Genomic DNA, 21689 nt, shown 5'->3' on the forward strand with positions numbered 1-21689 from the left:
TGGTTCCATTCTACATGAAAAGCAGCGCCGAGTCCAGCATCATTTTTTAATTTCTTGGGGTGGCTGAGTAGTTACAACAAATCTATAGGCACCGGGAACACCAGAACATTACTCTTATCGGAAGCAATCTCCGTCAGAGTCTGCAGATACCGCAGCTGGAGAGAAGCCGGTTGAGCAGAAATAATCCGGGCCGCTTCGGCTAGCTTTGTAGCCGCCTGGAATTCCCCGTCTGCGTGGATGATCTTCGCCCGCCGTTCCCTTTCCGCCTCAGCCTGGGCTGCCATAGCCCGTTGCATACTCTGGGGTAACTCCACATCACGTATCTCTACAAGGCTCACCTTTACTCCCCAAGGCTCCGTTCCTTCATCTATGATCTGCTGCAGGCGCTGGTTGATCTGTTCCCAGTGAGCTAGAAGTTCGTCCAGGTCTGACTGCCCCAGGACGCTCCGTAATGTTGTCTGGGCTAGCTGGGAAGTAGCGCGAACATGATCCAGGACCTTGATCACGGCGTTGGCCGGTTCAATTACCCGAAAATACGCTACCGCATTTACCTTTACCGTGACGTTATCCTTGGTTATGGCCTCCTGGGCTGGCACATCCATGGTCACGGTCCGCAGGTCCACCTTCTGCATGCGCTCGATAAAGGGTATCAAGAAGAAAAGACCGGGCCCCCTCACCCCTACATAACGGCCCAGGCGGAAAATAACCCCCCTTTCATATTCCTGTACCACCCGGATGGATGAGGAAACAAGGCTGATTATAATTATGACCAGAGCAATGAGGGAAATAAAATTCTCCATAGCTACACCCTACCTTTCTGTAAGCTTTACACTCTCTTCACCTTTAATTTCAATCCTTCTATGCTTATTATTACCACTTTTTGGCCCGCTTCCAACGGTTCTAGGCTTTCCGCTTTCCACCTCTCCCCTTCCACTCTAATTATTCCTTCCGGCTTGAGGTCGGTTAATGCTACCCCAATGGCCCCCTGGAGGCTTTCCTGGCCTGTAACTACACGGCGCCGCTGGGCTTTGAACACGGCCCCCAGGAGAAAGGCCACAAATACGGCCAGGCTGAAGGCCGTCATTCCCACCAGGCTGAGGCTAAGCTGCAGGGCCGGCGGCCCGCTGCTAAAAAGCATGAGGGACCCCAGGATAAACGAAACCAATCCTCCACCAGCCAGCAGGCCGTGGCTCACTACAAAAGCCTCCGCCGCCAGCAGGCACAGGCCCAAAAGCATGAGGAGCACCCCGTCGAACTGCGCATCCAGGCTACCCAAAGCGTAAAGCCCTAGCAACAAGCTTATGCCGCCAGCCACCCCTGGAAAAATAGCCCCCGGGTGGTATAGTTCCATCAGTAACCCCAAGCTGCCAACCGTCATAAGGAGGTAGGCAAGATTGGGTTCACTTATTTTAAAAAGCAGGCGTTGAACCGGGCTCATAGATACGAGTTTAACCGGCACACCTGCTAGCTGAAGCTCGACATTCCTTCCATCTATCAAAGTAACTTTCTTTCCATGAAGCTGCTGCAAAAGCTCCTCCTTGTTAGCAGCCACCAAGTCTATCAGTTTAGCCTTCAAAGCCTCGCCATCGCTAAAGGACTTGCTCTCAAGCACCGCCATCTCCGCCTGTAATGGGTCGCGACCCCGCATCTGGGCAATGCTCCGCACCCAGGCCGCCGCATCCTGGGTAATCTTCTGTTTCTGCACGTCTGACAGATTACCCTCCTCACCGACGGACACAGGGTGGGCAGCCCCTATCCTGCTGCCCGGCGCCATAGCTGCCACATGGGCGGAGATGGTGATAAAAGTACCTGCTGAACCAGCCCAGGCTCCCGCCGGCGAAACATATATTATCACAGGTACTCTGGAGTTTAATATGCTCTCTACTATCTCTTGCGTGGTGCCGTACAGTCCGCCGGGAGTGCTAAGTTCCAGGAGTACACAACAAGCCCCTTTCTCTTCAGCCGTCCGTATCCCTTCCTCCACATAATCCGCTACTACCGGCACGATTGGGCCTTCCACCCGCAACAAGTACACCACCTGACGGGCACCGGAGGTGTCCGCGAAGGCTATAGACAACAGCGATAGGCAAAACGACAGAAGAAATAAAATTATAAGGCCTTTTCTAAAGTAGTTAGCCATTCGTACTCATCCCCTAAAGGTATTGTATCATAACTAAGGCCATGTTTGAAAGCGATAACATCACCCCCATTCTATCTCCCGTTTCCACCATGAGTAACACGGCTTAGCCCTGTTATGAGGCTTTTGTTCATCGAGCCAGGGCTTTACCTGCTACAAACCTCCGGCATTATCCGGACCCTTTCTTGTTATGTAAACCCTTGCTAGCTAACTGGCCGCCGCTGCCTCATCTGTAGCAGACTTTCACCGTCAAGTTAACCCCCATGCGGGAGCAAAAACCCGCCTTATCCGCCGAAGCGGGTCTTATTTTTAAGCGGTTTTTTATTTGCCGGAGCCGCGCGGCCCTTTGCCGGCAATTTTGCCCTCGTCTTCCCAGGAGTTTTCCAGGAAATATCAACCCCTGTATAACCCTTTTTAAAACCGATTGCTGGCGTTCTGAAGGGTCATTTATGCCCGGAAAATAATTTTATTCCTTCGACAAAAATCGGCCGCTTGCGCCAAACGACAGGGGCTACCTTAAGAAAATATGCGTTTAACCCAATTTTTCTTCAGATTTTTATTCCACCGCTGTTAAAGGTAAGAATGCGAAATATTTATCAAGTATTATAGGCCGAAGCATTTTGCCTCCGTCGTCCTGTAGTGGAAGGCAGGTCTTGCCGGAGGCCTTCCGCGTTGCCTTGAGCGTTTTTCCCCGTCTTAGCCCGACGTTATCAGCGGCATCCCCGGCGCATGAAGGGGACCTGCATCAAGGCAAGAGACATTGCCTTGATGGGTTGCCTTTTGCTTTTACGCTCAAAATTTTCCTCCCCAGGAAGGAAAAAGGCAGAAACCTGTAGAATAAAAGCGCTGTAGGAGGGATGAACCGTGCCCACCGGCCACGACGAACTCCTGCTGCCGCGCGAGGTGGCCAGCATCTTCCGGGTCACCACCCGCACCCTGTGGAACTGGGAGCAAAGGGGCGTGCTGGTTCCCGTCCGCCTTCCTACAGGCCAGAAGCGGTACAGGAGGAATGATGTAGAAGCGCTGCTGCAAGCGTTCAGCGGGAAAGGGACGCTACTGGAAAAACTGAGGATGCGAGGTAAGTCATGCGGCGAAATACCAGGTTTCTGACTACGACTGCCCTGCTTCTGGTCTTGACGGTCGCAGTTTAGACGGTCGGGCTGCCGCAGCCGGTACAGGCCCGCTGGTAAACGCGATGCTGTTTTTGGCGACTTTCACCGTAGGTATGGGAGGCGGAGTCGTCATAGGCGCCCTGACGCCGTGGGTCGCCCTCATGCGGGGCATCATGCCCCCGCTCGCCCAGCCCGTAACGCCGTTCATAATGGCGGCCAACGCTACGCTGGTGATAGTCTTCGGCCTGCTGGCAAGTTTTAATCCGTGGGTCGGCGTCATTGCCGCCGCAGTATGCAAGTATGGGGTCTTCGTGTTAGCGCTGAAATTTATCCTGGTCTTGCCTCCCAAACTGGCCCATGCTTTCCAGATCCCCCAATTGCTTACGGCCCTGGCGGGAGGGGTTATAGCGGTTATCGTGCATAAAGCCTTGCCAGAGCAGGAGCGGAAGGGGTCAATCTAGACAAGTTGCTGGCCTAAGTAGTTCAGATCATCGGCTCAACCCCGGCTGGTGGTGTAAGCAGGGGCCGACAGTGGGGTTTACAGGAAAAGGGGATTAGGAAATGGACTGAGGGCTGTGCTGTTCCGGGTAGCTGCTGGGGGTGTTCCCTGCCAAGTATTGTGGCGGAATCGCATATGCCAGCCCGGCTGCCGGAGTGTAAAGTTAGGGAGGGGATGGCATGAGCATTTTCGAGTATGCCTCAACCGTATTGGCTGACTACCAGAACTACGTGCGCAGCTTTTTTAAGCTGGACGATGAGCGGATACGCCAATTAGTAGAGCAAGAATTGTTCGCTAATGAGGCCCTGTGGCCGGAAGCCCTTATCCAGCTTAACCCACCTTATGCGCTAGGAGCGTCGGTGGACGAGCTTTGTCGGCAGGGCAAGCTTCACCCGGCCTGTGCCGACATTTTCTGCGACGATAGTGGCCACCCCTTTGCCCTTTACTGTCACCAGCAAGCCGCTATCGAGTGCGCTCTTAAACGCCAACCTTTTGTAGTCACCAGCGGCACCGGGTCAGGCAAGACTCTGACCTATTTTATTCCCATCTTTAACGCGGTGCTTCGCAGCGACCCGAGCCAGGCGCGGGTGCGAGCCATCATTGTCTACCCCATGAACGCCCTGGTAAACTCCCAGTTCAACTCCCTGAAGGAGTTGGCCGAACGCTACGAACGCCGTACCAGGCAACCGCTCCCAGTGCGCTTTGCTAAGTATACTGGCCAGGAAGATGACACCAAACGCAGTGAGATCCTCCAAGCTCCGCCTCACATCCTGCTCACCAACTACATGATGCTCGAGCTGATCCTCGTCCGACCCCGGGAGCGGCTCTTCGTGGACCGGGCCGTGGCCGGCATAGAGTTCCTGGTCTTCGACGAGCTACATACCTACCGCGGCCGGCAGGGTGCCGACGTAGCCCTTTTGATCCGGCGCCTGCGCCAGCGTTGTGGCAACCCGGACCTGATCTGCATCGGTACCAGTGCCACAATGGTCAGTGGTAAAGAAATAGGTGCCGGCGAGCGCCGCCAAGCCGTGGCCGACTTTGCGAGCAAGATTTTCGGCGTAGTTGTGCCGGCGGAAAATGTCATTGAAGAACGTTTTCGTCCTCTGGCGGAGCTGGAGAAGGTAGATGCTCAGGCGCTGCGACAAGCCCTTTCCCAGCCGCTGCCCGAGACGGTAGAAGAATTCAAAACCTATCCTTTGACCTGGTGGATAGAGCGTAACCTGGGTTTCCGCACGGCACCGGATGGCATGAGCGAGCGCTGCCCGCCCGTCACCCTCTCCGAGGCGGCCCGCAGGCTGGCCGAAGACACCGGGCTGGAGGAGGCCCGCTGCCGCGAGACCCTCCGTGCCGCCCTTTTGCGCGGCACCACCCGGAAGGTTGACGGCGACAACCCTCTTTTTGCCCTAAAACTACACCAGTTTGTCTGCCAGGGCCAGGCAGTCTACGCCACTTTGGAGCCGCCAGCTGTACGCTATCTTACTTTGGAGGGCCAGTACTACGCCCCTGAAGGCGAAGAAAAGCGAATTCTTTTTCCCCTAGAGTTTTGCCGCCAGTGCGGCCAGGCGTATTACGATGTGTGGCTGGCTGAGGAAAAAGGCCTTTTCCTACCCCGCGAGCCCGATGGAGAGTTTTTTGCCTCGGAGGCGGAGGTTAGCCCAGGCTACCTGGTTCTGGCGGACGAGGTGGGTGACTGGGCGCCAGACGCCGAGCATTTGCCCCCCGAATGGCTGGACGAGCGGGGACGCGTGAAAAGCCACTACCGCCACGGGGTTCCACGCGAGGTATGGGTAAAGCCCGACGGCACGCTGGCCGATGAAGGTTCTTACGGCGCGGTTCGCGCCTTTTTCCAGCCCAAACCCTTCCGGCTTTGCCTCGCCTGCGGCGAAGTATATAGTGGCCGGGATCGGGAGTTCCGCAAATTGGGCCGGCTCTCCAGCGAAGGCCGCAGCAGCGCCACTACCGTACTAAGTGTGTCGGCTTTACTACACGCCGCCCAATATGGCATTAAAGAAGAACAGCGTAAGGTGCTGAGCTTCACCGATAACCGCCAGGACGCCTCGCTGCAAGCTGGCCATTTTAACGACTTCGTGCGCTTCTCGCTCCTGCGGGCTGCCCTTTACCGTGCCTTAGAAAGCAAGGGTGAACTGGAGCCTGAAAACATCACTGAAGAAGTGGTGGCCGCTTTGGGGCTTAGCGTGGCTGACGTAGCCAAAAACCGGGAACTCGACCCCGAAAGTCCTATGGGCCGCCGCATGTGGCGGACCTTCCGAGATTTTATTGAATACCGGCTTTACGAGGATTTGCAGCGCACCTGGCGCATTGTACAACCCAATCTTGAGCAATGCGGCCTTCTGGTGGTGGATTACCTGGGTCTGGCCGAGCTTTGCCAAAACGAGGCTCGCTGGCAATCCTGTCCGGTCATGGCTTCGCTTCCCGCTGAAAAACGCTACCAGCTAGTTAAGACCTTCCTCGACTACTTCCGGCGGCACCTTGCCATTAACGCCCGGATCCTCTCCGAAACCGAACAGCAGCAGCTGCGGCGGAGGGTGGACCAGGACATAAATGAAAAGTGGTGGGAGGAGGAGGACTGGTTTCGGCCTGCAGCCAAGTTCGTGCTATCCGGCACGCCGGACCTAAGGCTTCAGAAGCGTAGCTTAAGCGAGAAAAGCCGCATCGGCCGATTCCTGCGGCGGGAAATCAGCCTATCACCGGAAGCCTACTGGGAGTTTCTTCAGCAGCTAGTGAACATCCTTTGCTTCCATGGGCTTCTCACAAAATCCCAGGAAAAAAACGAAGAGTACGTCCAGCTTGAGGCCGGCTGCCTCATGTGGCGGCTGGGTGACGGTACCCCGCCCCCGCCGGACCCGGTGCACAGCCGCCGCGTAGAAAGCCCAGCCTACGTCGAGGTTCAGCGCCAGGTAAATGCTTTCTTCCGCGACTTTTACCGCCATGCCGCCCGCTATCTCGCCGGTATCGAGGGTCGGGAGCATACGGCACAGATCTCCTACGAGGAGCGGCAGGAGCGCGAGGGGCGCTTCAAGCAAGGGGACCTCAAGTGCCTCTTTTGCTCGCCCACGATGGAGCTCGGCATCGACATCGCGGATCTTAGGGTGGTACACTTGCGCAACGTGCCCCCCACGCCGGCCAACTACGCCCAGCGCAGCGGCCGGGCGGGCCGCCGTGGCGATCCGGCTCTGGTGCTGACCTACTGCGCAGCCCGCAGCGCCCACGACCAATACTTCTTCCGCCACCGGGGGGCTATGGTGGCGGGAGCGGTGCGCAGCCCCAAGCTTGACCTAGGAAACGAAGACCTAGTGCGTGCCCACGTATATGCTGTATGGCTGGCCAAGACCGGCCTTTCCCTTGGTAGCTCCATTGCCGACGTAATTGAGACGGACCTCTTGCCGGAGCTGCCGCTCAAAAAAGAAGTGCTGGCCCAGATAGAGCTTGACGAGCCGCGGCTGTCCGAATGCTTAAAGGAAGCGCGGGAGATCCTGGCCGCCTGCGGGCAGGATCTAACCGACAGCGGTTGGTACACCGAGGAATGGTTTGAAAACCTCCTCTGTAACGCACCTCGCGCCTTCAACGCTGCTTTCGAGCGCTGGCGCGAACTTTACCGTGCGGCCATGACGCAACTTGTGAACGCCCAACAGATTTTCTACCGCTCCCGCCGGCGTGAGGACCAAGAAGAAGCTCGCCGCCTTATGGATGAGGCAAACCGGCAGCGCAACCTCCTTATTAACGAGACCAGAGCTGAAGAATCGGACTTCTACCCCTACCGTTATCTGGCCAGCGAAGGCTTTTTGCCCGGCTACAATTTCCCCCGGCTACCGTTGCGGGCCTACGTACCCCGGGGCGAAGGAGAGTACATCGCCCGGCCACGCTTTCTCGCCCTGCGCGAGTTCGGGCCCTATAACATCATCTACCATAATGGTGCCAAATACGAGGTGAGAAGATTCATCACCCCTCCGGGAGGTCTCTCCCAACGGATTAGTACGGTCAAGCTTTGCAAGGTGTGCGGCTATTTCCATAACGACGCTACTTGCGACCTTTGCAGCCATTGCGGCGCTCGCTTGGACGCCGATACCAGCGAGGTGGCGGTGGTACTGGACATGCCGGGCGTGCGGACTCGTCGGCGGGAACGCATCACCTGCGAGGAAGAAGAGCGGGTGCGGCGCGGTTACCGATTGACTACCCACTTCCGTTTCGCCCGGGCTGCTGGGGGCCAGGAGCAGCGCCTAAGCGCCGTGGCCTACGATGAGCTCGATAACCCCCTCCTGCGCTTGGTCTACGGTCCGTCAGCCACCCTCTATCGCCTTAACCACGGGTGGCGACACCGTCCGGAGAGCGAACACTTTATTGTAGACCCCAACACCGGCGATATTTGGCGGAGCGTTCCTGAAGACGATGAACCGGAAGAGTGGCCGGTTGAAGCTCCTGCCGCGCGGGAGGTAGTACGCCTGGTGGTTAAAAACACCGAGAACCTGCTGCTAGTTTATCCCCTCGATCCCGCCTGGCAGGGAAACGAAGATTTCCTGACCACCCTGCAGTACGCCCTGCAGCGGGGTATGGAAACGGTGTTCCAGGTGGAAGAAACGGAACTGGCCTCCGAGCGCATTGGTGAGGGCACATTCCGCGGCATCCTCTACTGGGAAGCTGCCGAAGGGGGTGTGGGGGTGTTGCGCCAGTTGGTGCAGGGCCCGGACGCTTTGGCTATGGTGGCACGGGCGGCCCTGGAACGCTGCCACTTCACGCCCGGCGAAGAGGAAAGAACTTGCTCCCGAGCCTGTTACCGCTGCCTTCTTTCCTACTCCAACCAGCTCGATCACGGGCGGCTGGACCGGCGTCTGGTCCGCGAGGCGTTGGTGCGGCTGAGCTGCGCCCGCACCGAGCCGGTAAAAGGCGGCCGCAACCGCGAGGAACACTACCGCTGGCTGCGCTCCCTTACGGATTCGCGTTCAGAGCTGGAGCGGCGCCTTATTGACCTGCTCTATCATACCGGCCGGCGGCTGCCAGACGAGGCGCAGAAACCCCTGGTCAACTACCCATGCATTCCCGACTTCTTCTACGAGCCCAACGTCTGCGTCTTCTGCGACGGCGCGGTACACGACGAACCCGCCCAGAGGCAGCAGGATACTACAACCCGGGCCGAACTTCGGGACTTCGGCTACCGGGTGGTGGTCATTAGCTACGACCGGGACCTTGAGGAACAGGTCCAAACCTATCCGGACATTTTCGGCGAGGGGAGGAGAGGCAGATGAGCGCGCAACCGGCGGTGGGAAGCATTGTACGCTGCCGCGGCCGCGAATGGGTGGTGCTGCCGCCCAGGGAGCCGGAGGTGGTCTATTTGCGGCCGCTGGCCGGAGATGAAGGCGAAATTTGCGGCATCTACCTCCCTCTGGTGAAAGCTGGTCTGGAGCGGCTGGAGCCCGCCACCTTTCCCCTGCCCACGCCGGAGAACGTCGGAGACGCGGTAGCCACCAGGCTCCTGTGGGACGCCGCCCGGCTCACCTTGCGCGACGGTGCAGGGCCCTTGCGCTCCCTGGCCCGCATTTCGGTGCGGCCCCGGGCCTACCAGCTAGTGCCGTTGCTCATGGCTCTGAAGCTTAACCCGGGGCGGATCCTGATTGCCGACGACGTGGGCGTGGGCAAGACCATAGAGGCCCTGCTCATCGCCCGGGAACTTCTCGACCGCGGGGAGGTCCGCCGTTTTTGCGTCCTCTGCCCGCCATACCTCTGTAACCAGTGGCGAAAGGAGCTGGCGGAAAAATTTCACCTTGAGGCCGTGGTGGTCCGCTCCGGCACGGTAAGCCGCCTGGAGCGCTCCCTGCCTCCCGGCGAGCCCAGCATTTTTAAGTATTATCCTCATCTGGTGGTCAGCATTGATTACGTCAAATCGGACCGGCACCGCCCGGAGTTCCTGACCCACTGCCCCGAACTGGTCATTGTGGACGAAGCTCACGGTGCTGCCCAGCCGGGCACGGCTTCAAGAGCCCAGCAGCAGCGGCACGAACTCTTGCGGCGTCTGGCGGCCGACGAAAAGCGGCACCTAGTGCTTCTCACTGCCACCCCCCACAGTGGCATCGAGGCATCTTTCGTCTCGCTCCTGGCTCTCTTAAAGCCTTCTTTTGCCAACCTAAACTTCCGGCGCCTCGCCGAAGAGGAGCGCAAAGAACTAGCCCGCCATTTTGTGCAGCGACGCCGCCCGGACATAGTCAAGTGGCTGGACGAGGTGACTTCCTTTCCCGAGCGTGAAAACGTTGAGGAAACCTACGACCTTTCCCCGGCCTACCGGAACCTTTTCGATCAAGTGTACAGGTTCAGCCGCGAACTGGTACGCACCGGCGAAACCCTCTCTGGCTGGCGCCGGCGCATCCGCTACTGGGCCGCCCTCTCCATCTTGCGCTGCGTGATGTCTAGCCCCGCGGCAGCCGTGGCCGCCCTCACCAAGAAGGCCGGGGCGGAGGTGGGGCCTGAGGACACCGACGATGCTCTCTACGCCCCCCTGGTCTACGACCCAACGGATGAGGAGCCTTTGGACGTTGAGCCCTCCCGCGTGGTGGAGCAGGGCGAGGTCCAGCTTCCCGAAATCGGCCGCCGCCGGCTGCGCCAGTTTGCCCGCCTGGCCGAAGAACTCATGGCCAGTGGTACCGACACCAAGGTGGTGCGCTGCGCCGAGATTGTGGCCCGGCTTTTGCGAGAAGGATATGCGCCCATTATCTGGTGTCGCTACATCGCGACTGCTAAGTACGTGGCCGCTGAGCTTTTCCGGCGCCTTGCTCCTACCTTCCCGGGCCTGGCGGTAGAAGCGGTTACCGGCGACCTGCCGGAAGAGGATCGCAGCCTCAAGGTGGAAGAGCTTGCCAGAAAATCCCCGCGGGTCCTGGTGGCCACCGACTGCTTAAGTGAAGGCATCAACCTCCAAGAGCACTTCACGGCGGTGCTCCACTACGATCTGCCCTGGAATCCCAACCGCCTGGAGCAGCGCGAAGGCCGCGTGGACCGTTTTGGTCAGCAGGTGCCAAAGGTGCGCGCCGTGTGCTTTTACGGCCGCGACAATCCAGTGGACGGCGCCGTGCTGGAAGTGCTCCTGCGCAAGGCAGAGGAAATCAGGAGGAGCCTTGGCGTGGCCGTTCCCGTGCCTGCGGACAGTGAATCCGTACTGGAAGCGGTCTTTAAGGCGGTGATGACCCGGGTGGAGGAGACCACCTCACGCTGGGAACAGCTGAGACTGTTTGACGACGATACCGTCCGGGACTTCCACCGCCGCTGGGACGAGGCCGCCGGACGGGAAAAAGAAAGCCGCAGTCGCTTCGCCCAGGGAGCCATCAAGCTCGACGAGGTGAAGCAGGAGCTGGCCGAAACCGACGAGGTGCTGGGCGATCCGGAAGCGGTGCGTCGATTCGTTCTCAACGCTTGCCAGCGCCTGGGCTTGGGTGTGGAGGCCGCTCGCGACGGCAGTTATCTTCTTTCCGCACCCCCGGGGAACAGGCTACCTTCCCTGGTGAATGAGGCCCTGCCAGCTAACCCCTGGCGCGTTTCCTTTGCCTGCCCGCCGCCCAAAGGCGCAGAATGGCTGGGGAGAAATCACCCCTTTGTCGGCGCCCTGGCCCAATGGCTCCTGGAAAGCGCCCTGTCGGGTGCCAGCCAGGCGGGGGCCCGCTGCGGGGTGGTGCGCACCGCCCAGGTGGAGCGTCGCACCGTGCTCCTGCTGCTCCGCCTGCGCCACCTTCTGGAGCAGCCCGACCGCCCGCCGCTTCTGGCCGAAGAGGTGGCCGTGATCGCTCTACAGGGATACCCTCCTGGGCGCCTGGCCTTCCTGCCCGAAGAGGAAGCGCGCCGGCTCTTGCTTACCGCTAGCCCCGACGCGCCGGTGAGTCAGGAGGAGCGCCGGGAGGTATTGAGCGAGGTCTTCGACTGGTGGGAGGTTCTACTGCCGTACCTCAAAGAACGGGCCGAGGCGCGAGCGCGGCGTGTGCTGGAGGCCCACCGCCGGGTGCGGGTAGCGGCGGGACTGGTCCGCCGGGGCCTGGCGGTACGGCCGCAGTTCCCCCCGGATCTACTGGGGGTTTTAGTGCTACTTCCCGTGCCGCAAGGGGTGGTGAGGTAAAGTGCGCTTTCCCTGCTTAAGGATCGAAGGCGGGCTGATTGCCGCCGATCTTCTCGACCGCATCTACGACGGCACCGCACCCGGCCAGACTGCTGCCGACTTCGGCCTGAGTGCTCGCCTGGAAAACGAGATTGCCTCCGCCTGGCAGGAGGCCCTTGAGCACTGGGAGGCCTTCCAGCACCGCTTGGAGCGCCTGCAGGAAACTGATGCTGCCACCAGCGAAACCCGCTATCAGTGGGTGTCACCGCTTCTAAGCCTGCTTGGCTATGAGCTGGTCTCTACCCCCCGGGCAGCCGAAATCGAGGGAAAAACCTATGCCATCTCTCACCGCGCCGGCCAGGGCGAAGGAGCGCCGCCGGTCCACATCGTGGGTTGCCGGCAGCCCCTGGACCGCCGCTCCGAGACTGGCCGGCCCCGGCTTGCCCCCCACTCCCTGGTGCAGGAGTATCTGAACCGCAGCGAGTGCCTTTGGGGAGTAGTAACCAACGGCTTCGTCTTGCGGCTCCTGCGCCAGACCGAGCGACTCAGCCGGCCCACTTACATAGAGTTCGACCTGCGGGAGATGTTTGGCGGCAAGAACTTTGCCGACTTTTCCCTCTTTTACCGCCTGGCCCACCGCTCCCGCCTGCCACAGGAGAGGGCAGAGCGGTGCTGGCTTGAACGCTACTACCAGGAAACCATTGAGCAGGGCAATCGGGTGCGCGACCGCTTGCGGGACGGCGTGGAGAAAGCCATTACCATCCTCGGGCAGGCCTTTCTTGAGCATCCTGCCAACGAAGCCCTGCGGGAAAAGGTCCGCACCGGCCGGCTGGACGCGGCAAAGTACTATCAAGAGCTTCTGCGCCTTATTTACCGCTTCCTGTTCCTTTTGGTGGCCAAGGAGCGTGAGCTCCTCACCGCCAACCCCGTTTACCGCCAGCACTACAGCGTCAGCCGGCTACGGGACCTTTGCGAGAACCGCCGGGCCTGGAACCACCACACCGACCTCTGGGAGGCTGCCAAGGTCACCTTCCGCCTTTTAAGCGACGAAAGTTCGGGGCTCAAGCTGGGCTTGCCCCCGCTCAACGGCCCGCTCTTCGACCCTCAGGCCACTGACGACCTCAACGAACTGCTCATTACCAACCGGGCCTTCCTGGAGGCCTTCTGGTATCTCTCCATGTACCAGGAAAACGAGCGCGCTCCCTGGCGGCGGGTTAACTACGCCGCTCTGGATGTGGAAGAACTCGGCAGCGTTTATGAAAGCTTGCTGGACTACCACCCGGACCTTAAAGCCTCCGGCTCCGAGGTGGCGTTTAGCCTCCTGGCCGGCACGGATCGCAAATCCACCGGCTCCTACTATACCCCGCGCGCCCTGGTAGAAGAGTTGGTGGCCAGCGCGCTGGTTCCGGTTCTGCACGATAAGCTGGCCGGCAAGAACACCCGGGAAGAAAAGGAGGGGGCCATACTTTCCCTAAAAGTATGCGACCCTGCCTGCGGCTCGGGCCATTTTCTTCTCGCAGCGGCCAGGCGTCTGGGCCTGGAGCTGGCCCGCCTGCGCAGCGGAGCCGACGAACCTTCGCCGAAGGAAGTACGGGAGGCGGTGCGGGAGGTCATCACCCATAGCCTCTATGGTGTGGACAAAAACCCGATGGCCGTGGAGCTCTGCAAGGTGGCCTTATGGATTGAAGGGCACCTGCCCGGAAAGCCCCTCACTTTCCTCGATCACCGCATCCGCTGCGGCGATTCACTAGTGGGGGTCTTCGACCTGGCCGTGCTGGAAAAGGGCATCCCGGATGAGGCTTATGCCCCCGTGGAAGGCGACGATAGGGCCGTGGCGCGCTTCCTGGTCAGAAGAAACAGGGAAGACCGCTCCGGCCAGATGAGGCTGAGGCTGCGTTTTCCCGCACTGGCCAATCCAGCGTCCCTCCTGAAGGAAACGGCACCGGTGCTGGACCTCCCGGACGACACGCCCGAGGTGGTACGGCAGAAAACCAAAGCCTATCAGAAAACGCGCCAGGAAGGTTCCCCTCTTTGGCGCCAACTAACCGCCTGCCACCTCTGGACCGCCGCCTTCTTTGCCCGGCTGGACCAAGACGTTGCTCACGTTCCTCTTAGCGGGGATCTAGAGGCCTTTCTCGCCGGCCGTGAGGACCCCCGACTTATTGCCGAGGCCTGGCACCTGGCGCAAAACCACCGCTTCTTCCACTGGCCCTTGGAGTTTCCCGAGGTGTTTGCCAAAGGCGGCTTTGACGTGGTGCTCTGCAATCCGCCTTGGGAGCGCATCAAGCTCCAGGAAGAAGAATTTTTTGCCACCCGGGACCCGAAGATTGCCAATGCCCTCAATAGGGCGGAGCGCTGGCGGTTCATCAAGGCCCTGCCAGCCACCAATCTTGCCCTCTGGGAGGAATATCAGGAGGCTAAGCACGCTGCCGAAGCGCAAAGCAAGTTCCTGCGGGCCAGCGGCCGCTTTCCGCTCACCGCCCGCGGTGACATTAACACTTACAGCGTCTTTGCCGAGCTTTTTTCCCAACTTCTCCGCCCGGGCGGCCGCACCGGCGTGGTGCTACCCACGGGCATTGCCACCGACGACACCAACAAGCAGTTCTTCGCCAATCTTGTGCAGACCGGGCGGCTGGCCAGCCTCTACGACTTCGAGAATCGGGAAGGTATCTTCCCCGGGGTTCATAAAAGCTACAAGTTCTGCCTCCTCACCTTGAAGGGCGCGGACCAGGAAGAAGCGCCGGCCCGCTTTGCCTTCTTCCTCACCCGCACCGATCAACTGCGCGACGACCGTCGCGTCTTTCAACTGAACCCGGAAGATCTAGCCCTCGTTAACCCCAACACCCGCACCTGTCCCGTCTTCCGGACCAGGGAGGACGCCGAGCTTACGAAGAAAATTTACCGGCGCGTGCCGGTGCTGGTGAACGAGCAGACGGGGAAGAACCCTTGGGGCGTCAGGTTTATGCGCATGTTTGATATGTCCAACGACAGCCACCTCTTCCGCACGACGCAGGAGCTGGAGGATCAGGGATACGTGCTCATGCGCGGCCGGGACCTCGGCCGGCCCGATAGCCTTTGCTTTGTGGGTGGTGGCGAAGTGTGGCTACCCCTTTACGAGGCCAAGATGATATGGCAGTTCGACCACCGCTTTGGCACTTATAAGGGCGTGCCGCCAAACACCACGAGCACCCACCTCCCCACGCCGCGGGAGGAAGAATATGCCGACCCGGATTACTTCGTCTTGCCGCGGTACTGGGTGAGGGAGGAAGAAGTGGAGGCGCGCCTTGGTACATGGAAACACGGCTGGCTATTGGGGTTCAGGGACGTAACTAACGCCACCAATGAGCGCACCGCCATCTTCACCGTCCTGCCGCGGGTAGGGGTGGGGCACACAACGCCGCTGATGATATTGACCCAAGAAGAGCCTGAGACCGAAGCCGTTGCCTGCCTGATTGCGAACGTGAATGCCCTAGTCTTCGATTTCGCGGCGCGGCAAAAGATTGGTGGGATGCACCTGACTTATAATTACTTAAAGCAACTCCCCATCCTCCCGCCTGGTGCCTATACCGAATCCGACCTCTTCTTCATCGTCCCCCGCGTGCTCGAGCTGGTCTATACCGCCTGGGACCTGGAGGCTTTCGCCCGCGACGTGTGGCAGGAGAGCTCGCCCAAGCTGCGGCAGGAGATCACCCGCCGCTGGCAAGAATGCTGCGGCCGGGCGCCGGGGGTCCATCCGGACGCCGAAGTGATCCCACCCTTCCGTTGGGATTCCGAGCGCCGCGCGCTGATCCGCGCCGAACTCGACGCCTATTACGCCAGACTTTACGGCCTCACCTGGGATGAGCTGCACTACATCCTCGACCCTAAGGACGTCTTTGGCCCCGAGTTTCCCGGCGAGACTTTTCGCGTGCTTATGGAAAAAGAAGAGCGCCAGTACGGCGAATACCGCACAAAGCGTCTAGTGCTGGAAGCGTGGGACCAAATCGATTAGAAGCGGAGTCAAAGGTGCTTGAACGACCATTGTAATGAGGTAGTTTAATAGTTCCCCTTTAGGTAAGTAAACTATTTTGATGCTTTCTGTTCAGAACTGCCGCCCTAAACTAAACATGTTGGAATGCGTGGTGAGCTTAACATGAACGCCGTGGGAAGCTCGGCGGAATGGCTTAATGCAATAGCAACGTTTTTGGCTGCCCTAGTAGCTTTCTTGGGTTGGCGGGTGCAACAAAGCATTTCCAGAAGGGAAGCAAGAAGAATAGTCCTTGATGTTTACGAAATGTTTTTTACCAGGAACGAATGTCGGAAGATTATCCGCGCGATTGAAAAGGACTTTGAAGAGAAGCACCACAGAAAGTTTTGGAAACTTTTATTTGAAAAACCTTCCTGTGATGGATCAGATAAGACTTTCCCTCATGAATTAGACGAGATCGACCTAGATGAGTACCTCGGTTATTTTGAGTTGTTAGGATCATTATTACGCCGGAAAGTAATCTACTTTGAGGATGTTTATGACCTTTTTGGCTACTATATCGAAAATGCCTGGAGACATAAACACATACAACAGGATCATATCGAGCGGCTACGCCGTGATAACCAATCCCCCGAGATATACGAACAGTTTCAGTACCTGGCTGGCTTAGTGATCGCTTACTCCGAAAAAAGAAAACTCAGGGAAGTTGGGAACTTGGCGAGGAGGGGTGACCAAAGAACTTACTAGCATGAAAGAGATGATAAAGAAAGTCCTTGCCTGTTTCCATCTACAAGCAATGGTTACGGGAGCAATGGCTGGTATTGGCTTCTGGGGAATATTCTGGGAAATAAGGCGAGTAGATCCTAACTGGAGATATGCTGTAATATGTGCTGCCTTGGCAGGAGCTGGCCTTGCAGGAGTCGTAGCAGTATTTTCTTCCGCGTACTGGTCCCAAAAAAGAAAGAGAAATAGGACTTGCTATAGAAATGGCGGACAAAAACAAAAACTCCACCTGGGTCGGAAAACGACAGAAAATAGGCACGTAACAAACCCATAAACATTCTCCTTCACTTCACTTGGAAGGCCACTAACGAAAACGCTATTTGCGAACTTCGGTGCCTCGAAATCTAACACCACGTCCCGCTGTTCCGAACACTACTACACTACTACAGACCTATTTAGAAGTACAGGGGGAGTGAGCGGACTTGCCCAGTAGCCTGACCCGGTTGAAGCTCATCAGCCTGGCCACCGTCCTACTAGCGCTCGCGCTGGTGTTGCTCTCTAGTTGTGCTTCAGGACCACCGGCCCAGCCCGCATCAGTCAAAGATCAAGCGGCCCAGGAGCAATCATTCACCGCGGCCCTGGCCCAGACGCAGCATCCACCGGCCGAGCCGGGTCAGACAGGAATCCGCACAATCCAAGCAGCCGTGACCTCCGTCTCCGACGGTGACACCGTCCACGTGAACCTCAACGGCCGCGACGAGCGGGTGCGGATGATCGGCATCAACTGCCCGGAGATAAGCCACCCCGACCTGGGCATAAAGGAGAAGCCCTACGGCAGAGAGGCGAAGGCCTACACCGAAAGGCAGCTCACGGGGAAGAAGGTCTGGTTGGAATTCGACGCCCAGGAGAGGGACAAATACTGCAGGCTCCTGGCCTATGTATGGCTGGCATCGCCTACTTCCGGTTCCGAAGAAGAAGTCCGGGCCAAGATGTTTAATGCCCGGCTACTCCTGGACGGCTACGCCCAGGTCATGACCGTGCCGCCCAACGTGAAGTACGCCGACATGTTCGTCAAGTTCCAGCGGGAGGCCAGGGAGCAGAACAAGGGGCTGTGGGGCGTAGCACCCGTCCCGGCACCGGGCAGCGGGGCCCAGAAGCAGAATAGCGGTACACATACATAGGCAACGCCAGGTCGAAGGTCTTCCACCTGCCCACGTGCGAGTGGGCGCAGAAGATAGCGCCGCAGAACCGGGTACAGTTCGGGAGCAGGGAAGAGGCCCTGAATGCCGGGTACAGGCCATGCAGGGTGTGCAGGCCTTGAATATCTTGTTCCCTTTGGCGGTTAAGCCGAAACTAACCTGTGGGGGAGGGAGTATGAGGTGAGGGTCTATATTGATCAAGACCTCTGCACGGGCTGCGGGGCCTGCGTAGATCTATGTCCCGAAGTTTTCGACTGGGACGACGAGGGCTTATCGCGCGTGACTGTTGACGAGGTGCCCGAGGACCTCGAAGACTGCGTCCGCGAGGCCGTGGATTCCTGCTCGGGCGGGGCGATAAGGGAAATATAGAGCGAGCAAACAAAGCGGACCGATTTAATTCAAAATTTCCCGTCCCAGTCACAGGACGGGCTTTATCTTTCTAATGCGGATGTGGTTACGGGTAATCACGGTAAAGGATCCTGTAATTTCCGTAAGGTGCTTCTCAATAGATAAAACCACCAACCTGGCCTTAACCTCTTGCGGCAGGCCGGAAAGTCTCACTAAGACAACACCCTCAGTCACGCGTTGCTGTCTGAAGACAATTTCCCCAAAGTCCTTGTCCGCTGTTATCAGTATTGCCTTCTCTTTATTGGCCAAATCCAAAAGTGTGTCGTCTGAGATACCTGGGTCCATCTCTGCCACATAGGTGACCTGGTACCCGCGCTTTCTAAGCTCAACAACAATCTCGCGGTCTACGTTCTCATCGGCCAGAAATCTCATTCAGCCACCTCTTGTACTGGATAAATTACATCAGCACGAATAGCTTTTGCGGCGAATGCCAGAGCTGCCCGTATTCCCTCTTCAGTGAGGCGCGGGTAGGCCTGCATAATTTGTTCCGCCGTCTCGCCAGCCGCAAGCTTCTCAAGAATAAGCTCTACGGGTATCCTGGTCCCGGCAATCATGGGTTTCCCCATGAGGATTTTGGGATCGGATTTAATTAAACCATGTGCCACTGTACGCTTTCCCCCTTTGACAAACATCTTGCTTTCGCTGGTGATAGTTAAGAAGTGCTCAACAGCCAGCTTTTAACCGGTATTTCGGAGCAAGCCTCTGCAAATCGATTTACAATAGCCACGTTTCGCTGGTTGCGGCCTTCTATGACTGAGTCCTGATTCACTTCTGCCAATATTATATCCGGCAAAGACATATCTTTTCCAGCACTCCCAGAAAACATTTAAGTGCCGGGCCCCGCTTTCCGCTCAGGAAATTCGGCAGTCTATCCCTTTAAACCGCAAGCCGCTATTGCGGCAACATGCGAGATATGACTTCCTCGGCTTCTTCCGGGGTTCCGGCGTCAAGCAAACTGTCAAAGAGCCTGTCGAGGGTTTCGACGTCCTTTACCTGCCGTATTTTATCCCCACAGGCGACGCCGCCAAACCTCTTCTTCAGGTACCAGAGGACGGCTTCCTGTTTTGCCTCCACCATACCTTCTGCTCTGCCTTCCGCTTTCGCGGCCGCCACCATGGAGATCCTGTCCCGGACGGCCTTTTCCACCGGCTCCTGGACGCGGCGCTCCAGCTCGGCCTTCCTGAAAACTTCCTCGACGGTCAGGGTTTTTTTGACTGGCTGACTTTTTTCGCCGGTCAACTTTAGCTCCTCCCTTTTGTAGAACGGTCCTGGCGGGCCGGTCGTTGGCCCGTTATAAACGAAGAGCGGCCTGGGAAGACAGGCCGCCCACGAAAGGTCGCTCATCCTTTTGCTCTACGCGCCGATTTCTTTCGGCAGCTCGAGCGGGACACTCTCGGCGTACAGCACGTCCGGACATATGTCCGCCCCGTTGGGCCACGCTACCGTCCTCGATTCGGGGTCCGCCTTCACCTGCCTGAAAAACGCCGGGTCTTTCAGGGGTTCGAACGCCGGACCCTTTATAAAGGAGCGGATGTCCACCACCCGGTACTCCCCGGTTTCAAATTCCAGGATCAGGTGGTGGTTCCCAACGGGATACGCGCTGCGAACCTCATGGCCCATGCTCTCGATACTTTCGCCGGGCATCCGCCTACCTCTCCCCTCCGGCCAGCTCGCGCTCTATCCCCTGAGCGATCCACGACCGCATGAGGGTCTGATAGGGGATGTCCTTCTTCCTCGCAATTTCTTTAGCCGTTTCAATCTGAGAAACCCGCAAGCGTAAGGTAATGCGTTTGGTCTTCTGCCGCTCAGCAGCCTTTGCCGCCAGCTCTGGGGCCAGCTCGACCTCTTCCGGCTCAAGCTGGTCCCAGTAGTCCGCCACGCTGTGGTTATCCCAGAATTCGGCCATCTCCTGTTCATTCTTGAATTCCGGCAATGTCTTTTCTGTCTTCACTACCTCAGTGCCTCCTTTCGCGGCGGTAAAGCCGCCTTTCTTTGCGGTCCATATCGCGGGCCGTCACCACGTAGACCTCGCCGCCCGGCCTGACAGCGTATATTACCGTCAGCAGCCGCCCGTCGTCCGTAGGGCCAAGCGCCGTGTAAGTTCCGCCGCGGCCCCTCCGGAAAAGTGGCTCATTAAAAACACTTCTTCGGCTTCCTCGGGTCGCACTCCATGTTTGGCAATATGACCAATATTCCGTGCATCCCACTTAAAGCCCTTTATCTTTAGCACTCGCCGCACCCTCTTTTAGTATAGTCTTTCCGTCGTGCCGATGTCAATCCACTCCTGTTTGGCCTTGTCAACTACAAAACCGGTCTGACTTCTACGGCAATTAACCCTTTGTTTCCGTGGCGGTACCTAACTTGGACCTTCTTACCCACGGCCCCGGCGAGGGCCTCACCGGCACCGTTTTACCATCGACGGCTACCTTCCCTTCCGGCCCTTCGCACCAGGCCCTGACGATGCCAGGCGAGCTGCCCGGCCTGGCCTCCAGGACCGTGAAGACGGCGGCCTCCAGGCCGTTGTTCTGGCCCCGCCCCTGCCCGGTGTGCTGGGGCTGGTTTTGTCCCTGGCTCCCAGGGGGTTGGCCCCCCTGGCCCTGGGCCTGGGTGTGGCCCTGGGAGGCCTGCCCCTGGGCGGTAGTGCCGCCGGCGTTGGCATATAAAACCTGCCGCCATTATTGCGAGCAGACTGAAAACCGCGATAAAACCGTCGCCGCTTGGCCGAACTCTTTTGACCGCATCAGCTATGGCATTAGCGTGGCGCTTGCGTCAACGTTACCGAAGCCGTACATCTCCGGTGCGGCTCAGGCGAACAGTATTTTTGCCGCCTAACAATATAAAAAAAAGCGGCCCCATCATGGCCGCTCCTCGCTACCGCGTCTTCTTATCCCCTTATGCCCGCTCCTTCCGCTCCCGCTGGATGGCCTCGGCTATCCAGGAGCGTATGAGCGTCTGGTAGGGGATGTCCTTCTTCCTGGCGATCTCCTTGGCCGCTTCGATCTGGGATACCCGCAGGCGCAGGGTGACACGTTTCGTCTTCAGCCTGGCCTTGAGTTCCGGGCCCAGCTCTACAGGCTCTTCCACCGGTTCCAGCACGCCCCGCTCCATTGCTTCCGCAAAGCTGTGGCTGTCCCAGAACTCCCGCTCTTCTTCCTCGCTGGCGAATTCCGGTATCCTGTCGCCTTTAAATTCCGGCAGCTCTTTCTTCGGCATCATGTCACTCTCCTTTTTCCCGCCGGTAGAAGCGCCTTTCTGACGCGCTCATGTCCCTGGCGGTAACTACACGGGCTGTCCCGCCGGGCTTTAACGCAAATACCACGAAGAGATAGCGCCCACCGTAAGTGCGCCCCAGCGCTGTCATCAGTCTCGACCGGGCTTTTCGGTAGGAAGGGTCATCCCAAAAGACCTCTTCCACTTCGTCCGGCTTTACATTGTGCCTGGCAATGTGGTTTACGTTGCCCGCATCCCACTCAAAACACTTTATAAAAATTAGCCCCCTGAAAACCCACGGCCTCGTGCCGTGGGATGAAAGGGGAATCATTAAGCTATGCAAAA

The 21689-nt window shown here is 58.4% G+C and carries 21 protein-coding genes; 11 read left to right on the forward strand and 10 right to left on the reverse strand.

Translation table 11 applies throughout. The features are described from left to right. Positions 1–71 precede the first annotated feature (71 nt). Together SDD30_RS15845 and SDD30_RS15850 are read right to left on the reverse strand one after the other, a co-directional pair. Positions 72–800, reverse strand: a complete 729-nt coding sequence (locus tag SDD30_RS15845) for a slipin family protein (RefSeq protein ID WP_434075907.1) — start codon at positions 798–800, stop codon at positions 72–74. Positions 801–826: 26 nt separating this feature from the next. After that, positions 827–2140: an NfeD family protein gene (locus SDD30_RS15850; RefSeq protein ID WP_435870347.1), complete on the reverse strand. Its 1314-nt coding sequence runs from the start codon at positions 2138–2140 to the stop codon at positions 827–829. A gap of 861 nt (positions 2141–3001) precedes the next feature. On the opposite strand from SDD30_RS15850, the gene SDD30_RS15855 reads away from it, so the two are divergent. From SDD30_RS15855 to SDD30_RS15900, 10 genes are all read left to right on the forward strand, one after another. After that, complete coding sequence (locus SDD30_RS15855; protein WP_434075909.1) at positions 3002–3247, forward strand: MerR family transcriptional regulator; 246 nt, start codon at positions 3002–3004, stop codon at positions 3245–3247. An 85-nt stretch (positions 3248–3332) separates the two neighbouring features. After that, a complete protein-coding gene (locus SDD30_RS15860) occupies positions 3333–3710 on the forward strand; it encodes an ECF transporter S component (protein WP_434075910.1) in 378 nt (125 codons plus the stop codon). Between the two features lie 217 nt (positions 3711–3927). Next, positions 3928–9009 carry a DEAD/DEAH box helicase gene (locus SDD30_RS15865; RefSeq protein WP_434075911.1) on the forward strand — a complete coding sequence of 1694 codons (5082 nt, stop codon included), beginning with the start codon at positions 3928–3930 and terminating at the stop codon, positions 9007–9009. After that, positions 9006–11858 (forward strand): DUF8741 domain-containing protein, encoded by a 2853-nt coding sequence (locus SDD30_RS15870; RefSeq protein WP_434075912.1) that lies wholly within the window; start codon positions 9006–9008, stop codon positions 11856–11858. The genes SDD30_RS15865 and SDD30_RS15870 overlap by 4 nt, the downstream gene beginning before the upstream one ends. Before the next feature lies 1 nt (position 11859). Continuing rightward, a complete protein-coding gene (locus SDD30_RS15875) occupies positions 11860–15828 on the forward strand; it encodes an Eco57I restriction-modification methylase domain-containing protein (protein ID WP_434075913.1) in 3969 nt (1322 codons plus the stop codon). Between the two features lie 141 nt (positions 15829–15969). Then, the gene (locus tag SDD30_RS15880) at positions 15970–16551 is read left to right on the forward strand and encodes a DUF4760 domain-containing protein (protein WP_434075914.1); all 582 of its coding nucleotides are present in this window, start codon (positions 15970–15972) and stop codon (positions 16549–16551) included. After that, the gene (locus SDD30_RS15885) at positions 16532–16861 is read left to right on the forward strand and encodes a hypothetical protein (RefSeq protein WP_434075915.1); all 330 of its coding nucleotides are present in this window, start codon (positions 16532–16534) and stop codon (positions 16859–16861) included. The genes SDD30_RS15880 and SDD30_RS15885 overlap by 20 nt, the downstream gene beginning before the upstream one ends. A 148-nt stretch (positions 16862–17009) precedes the next feature. Beyond that, positions 17010–17708, forward strand: coding sequence for a thermonuclease family protein (locus SDD30_RS15890; protein ID WP_434075916.1), 699 nt, complete (start codon positions 17010–17012; stop codon positions 17706–17708). A 53-nt stretch (positions 17709–17761) separates the two neighbouring features. Beyond that, the gene (locus SDD30_RS15895) at positions 17762–17848 is read left to right on the forward strand and encodes an Ada metal-binding domain-containing protein (RefSeq protein ID WP_434075925.1); all 87 of its coding nucleotides are present in this window, start codon (positions 17762–17764) and stop codon (positions 17846–17848) included. 58 nt (positions 17849–17906) lie between these two features. Continuing rightward, a complete protein-coding gene (locus SDD30_RS15900) occupies positions 17907–18095 on the forward strand; it encodes a ferredoxin (RefSeq protein WP_434075917.1) in 189 nt (62 codons plus the stop codon). A gap of 48 nt (positions 18096–18143) precedes the next feature. Here the strand turns inward: SDD30_RS15900 and SDD30_RS15905 are convergent, their stop codons facing one another. From SDD30_RS15905 to SDD30_RS15930, 6 genes are all read right to left on the reverse strand, one after another. Then, the gene (locus SDD30_RS15905) at positions 18144–18506 is read right to left on the reverse strand and encodes a DUF5615 family PIN-like protein (RefSeq protein WP_434075918.1); all 363 of its coding nucleotides are present in this window, start codon (positions 18504–18506) and stop codon (positions 18144–18146) included. Then, positions 18503–18739, reverse strand: coding sequence for a DUF433 domain-containing protein (locus tag SDD30_RS15910; protein ID WP_434075919.1), 237 nt, complete (start codon positions 18737–18739; stop codon positions 18503–18505). Before SDD30_RS15910 ends, SDD30_RS15905 begins: the two co-directional genes overlap by 4 nt. Positions 18740–19025: 286 nt before the next feature. Continuing rightward, positions 19026–19373 carry a hypothetical protein gene (locus tag SDD30_RS15915; RefSeq protein WP_434075920.1) on the reverse strand — a complete coding sequence of 116 codons (348 nt, stop codon included), beginning with the start codon at positions 19371–19373 and terminating at the stop codon, positions 19026–19028. 114 nt (positions 19374–19487) lie between these two features. Continuing rightward, the gene (locus SDD30_RS15920; RefSeq protein WP_434075921.1) at positions 19488–19778 is read right to left on the reverse strand and encodes a DUF2442 domain-containing protein; all 291 of its coding nucleotides are present in this window, start codon (positions 19776–19778) and stop codon (positions 19488–19490) included. A gap of 4 nt (positions 19779–19782) precedes the next feature. Continuing rightward, positions 19783–20085 carry a CopG family antitoxin gene (locus SDD30_RS15925; RefSeq protein ID WP_062284405.1) on the reverse strand — a complete coding sequence of 101 codons (303 nt, stop codon included), beginning with the start codon at positions 20083–20085 and terminating at the stop codon, positions 19783–19785. A 108-nt stretch (positions 20086–20193) separates the two neighbouring features. After that, positions 20194–20364: a BrnT family toxin gene (locus tag SDD30_RS15930; RefSeq protein ID WP_434075922.1), complete on the reverse strand. Its 171-nt coding sequence runs from the start codon at positions 20362–20364 to the stop codon at positions 20194–20196. A gap of 422 nt (positions 20365–20786) precedes the next feature. Here SDD30_RS15930 and SDD30_RS15935 point away from each other — a divergent pair, with 422 nt between their 5' ends. Beyond that, positions 20787–20966, forward strand: a complete 180-nt coding sequence (locus SDD30_RS15935; RefSeq protein ID WP_434075923.1) for a hypothetical protein — start codon at positions 20787–20789, stop codon at positions 20964–20966. A gap of 60 nt (positions 20967–21026) precedes the next feature. Here SDD30_RS15935 and SDD30_RS15940 read toward each other — a convergent pair whose 3' ends face one another. Together SDD30_RS15940 and SDD30_RS15945 are read right to left on the reverse strand one after the other, a co-directional pair. Further along, the gene (locus SDD30_RS15940; protein ID WP_434075926.1) at positions 21027–21347 is read right to left on the reverse strand and encodes a CopG family antitoxin; all 321 of its coding nucleotides are present in this window, start codon (positions 21345–21347) and stop codon (positions 21027–21029) included. Positions 21348–21351: 4 nt separating this feature from the next. Further along, positions 21352–21689, reverse strand: a 338-nt coding sequence (locus SDD30_RS15945) for a BrnT family toxin (RefSeq protein ID WP_434075924.1), incomplete at its 5' end; no start/stop codon positions are given.

Origin of the sequence: Moorella naiadis (nom. illeg.), assembly GCF_051020825.1 — a bacterium.
Classification (GTDB): domain Bacteria; phylum Bacillota; class DSM-521; order Neomoorellales; family Neomoorellaceae; genus Neomoorella; species Neomoorella naiadis.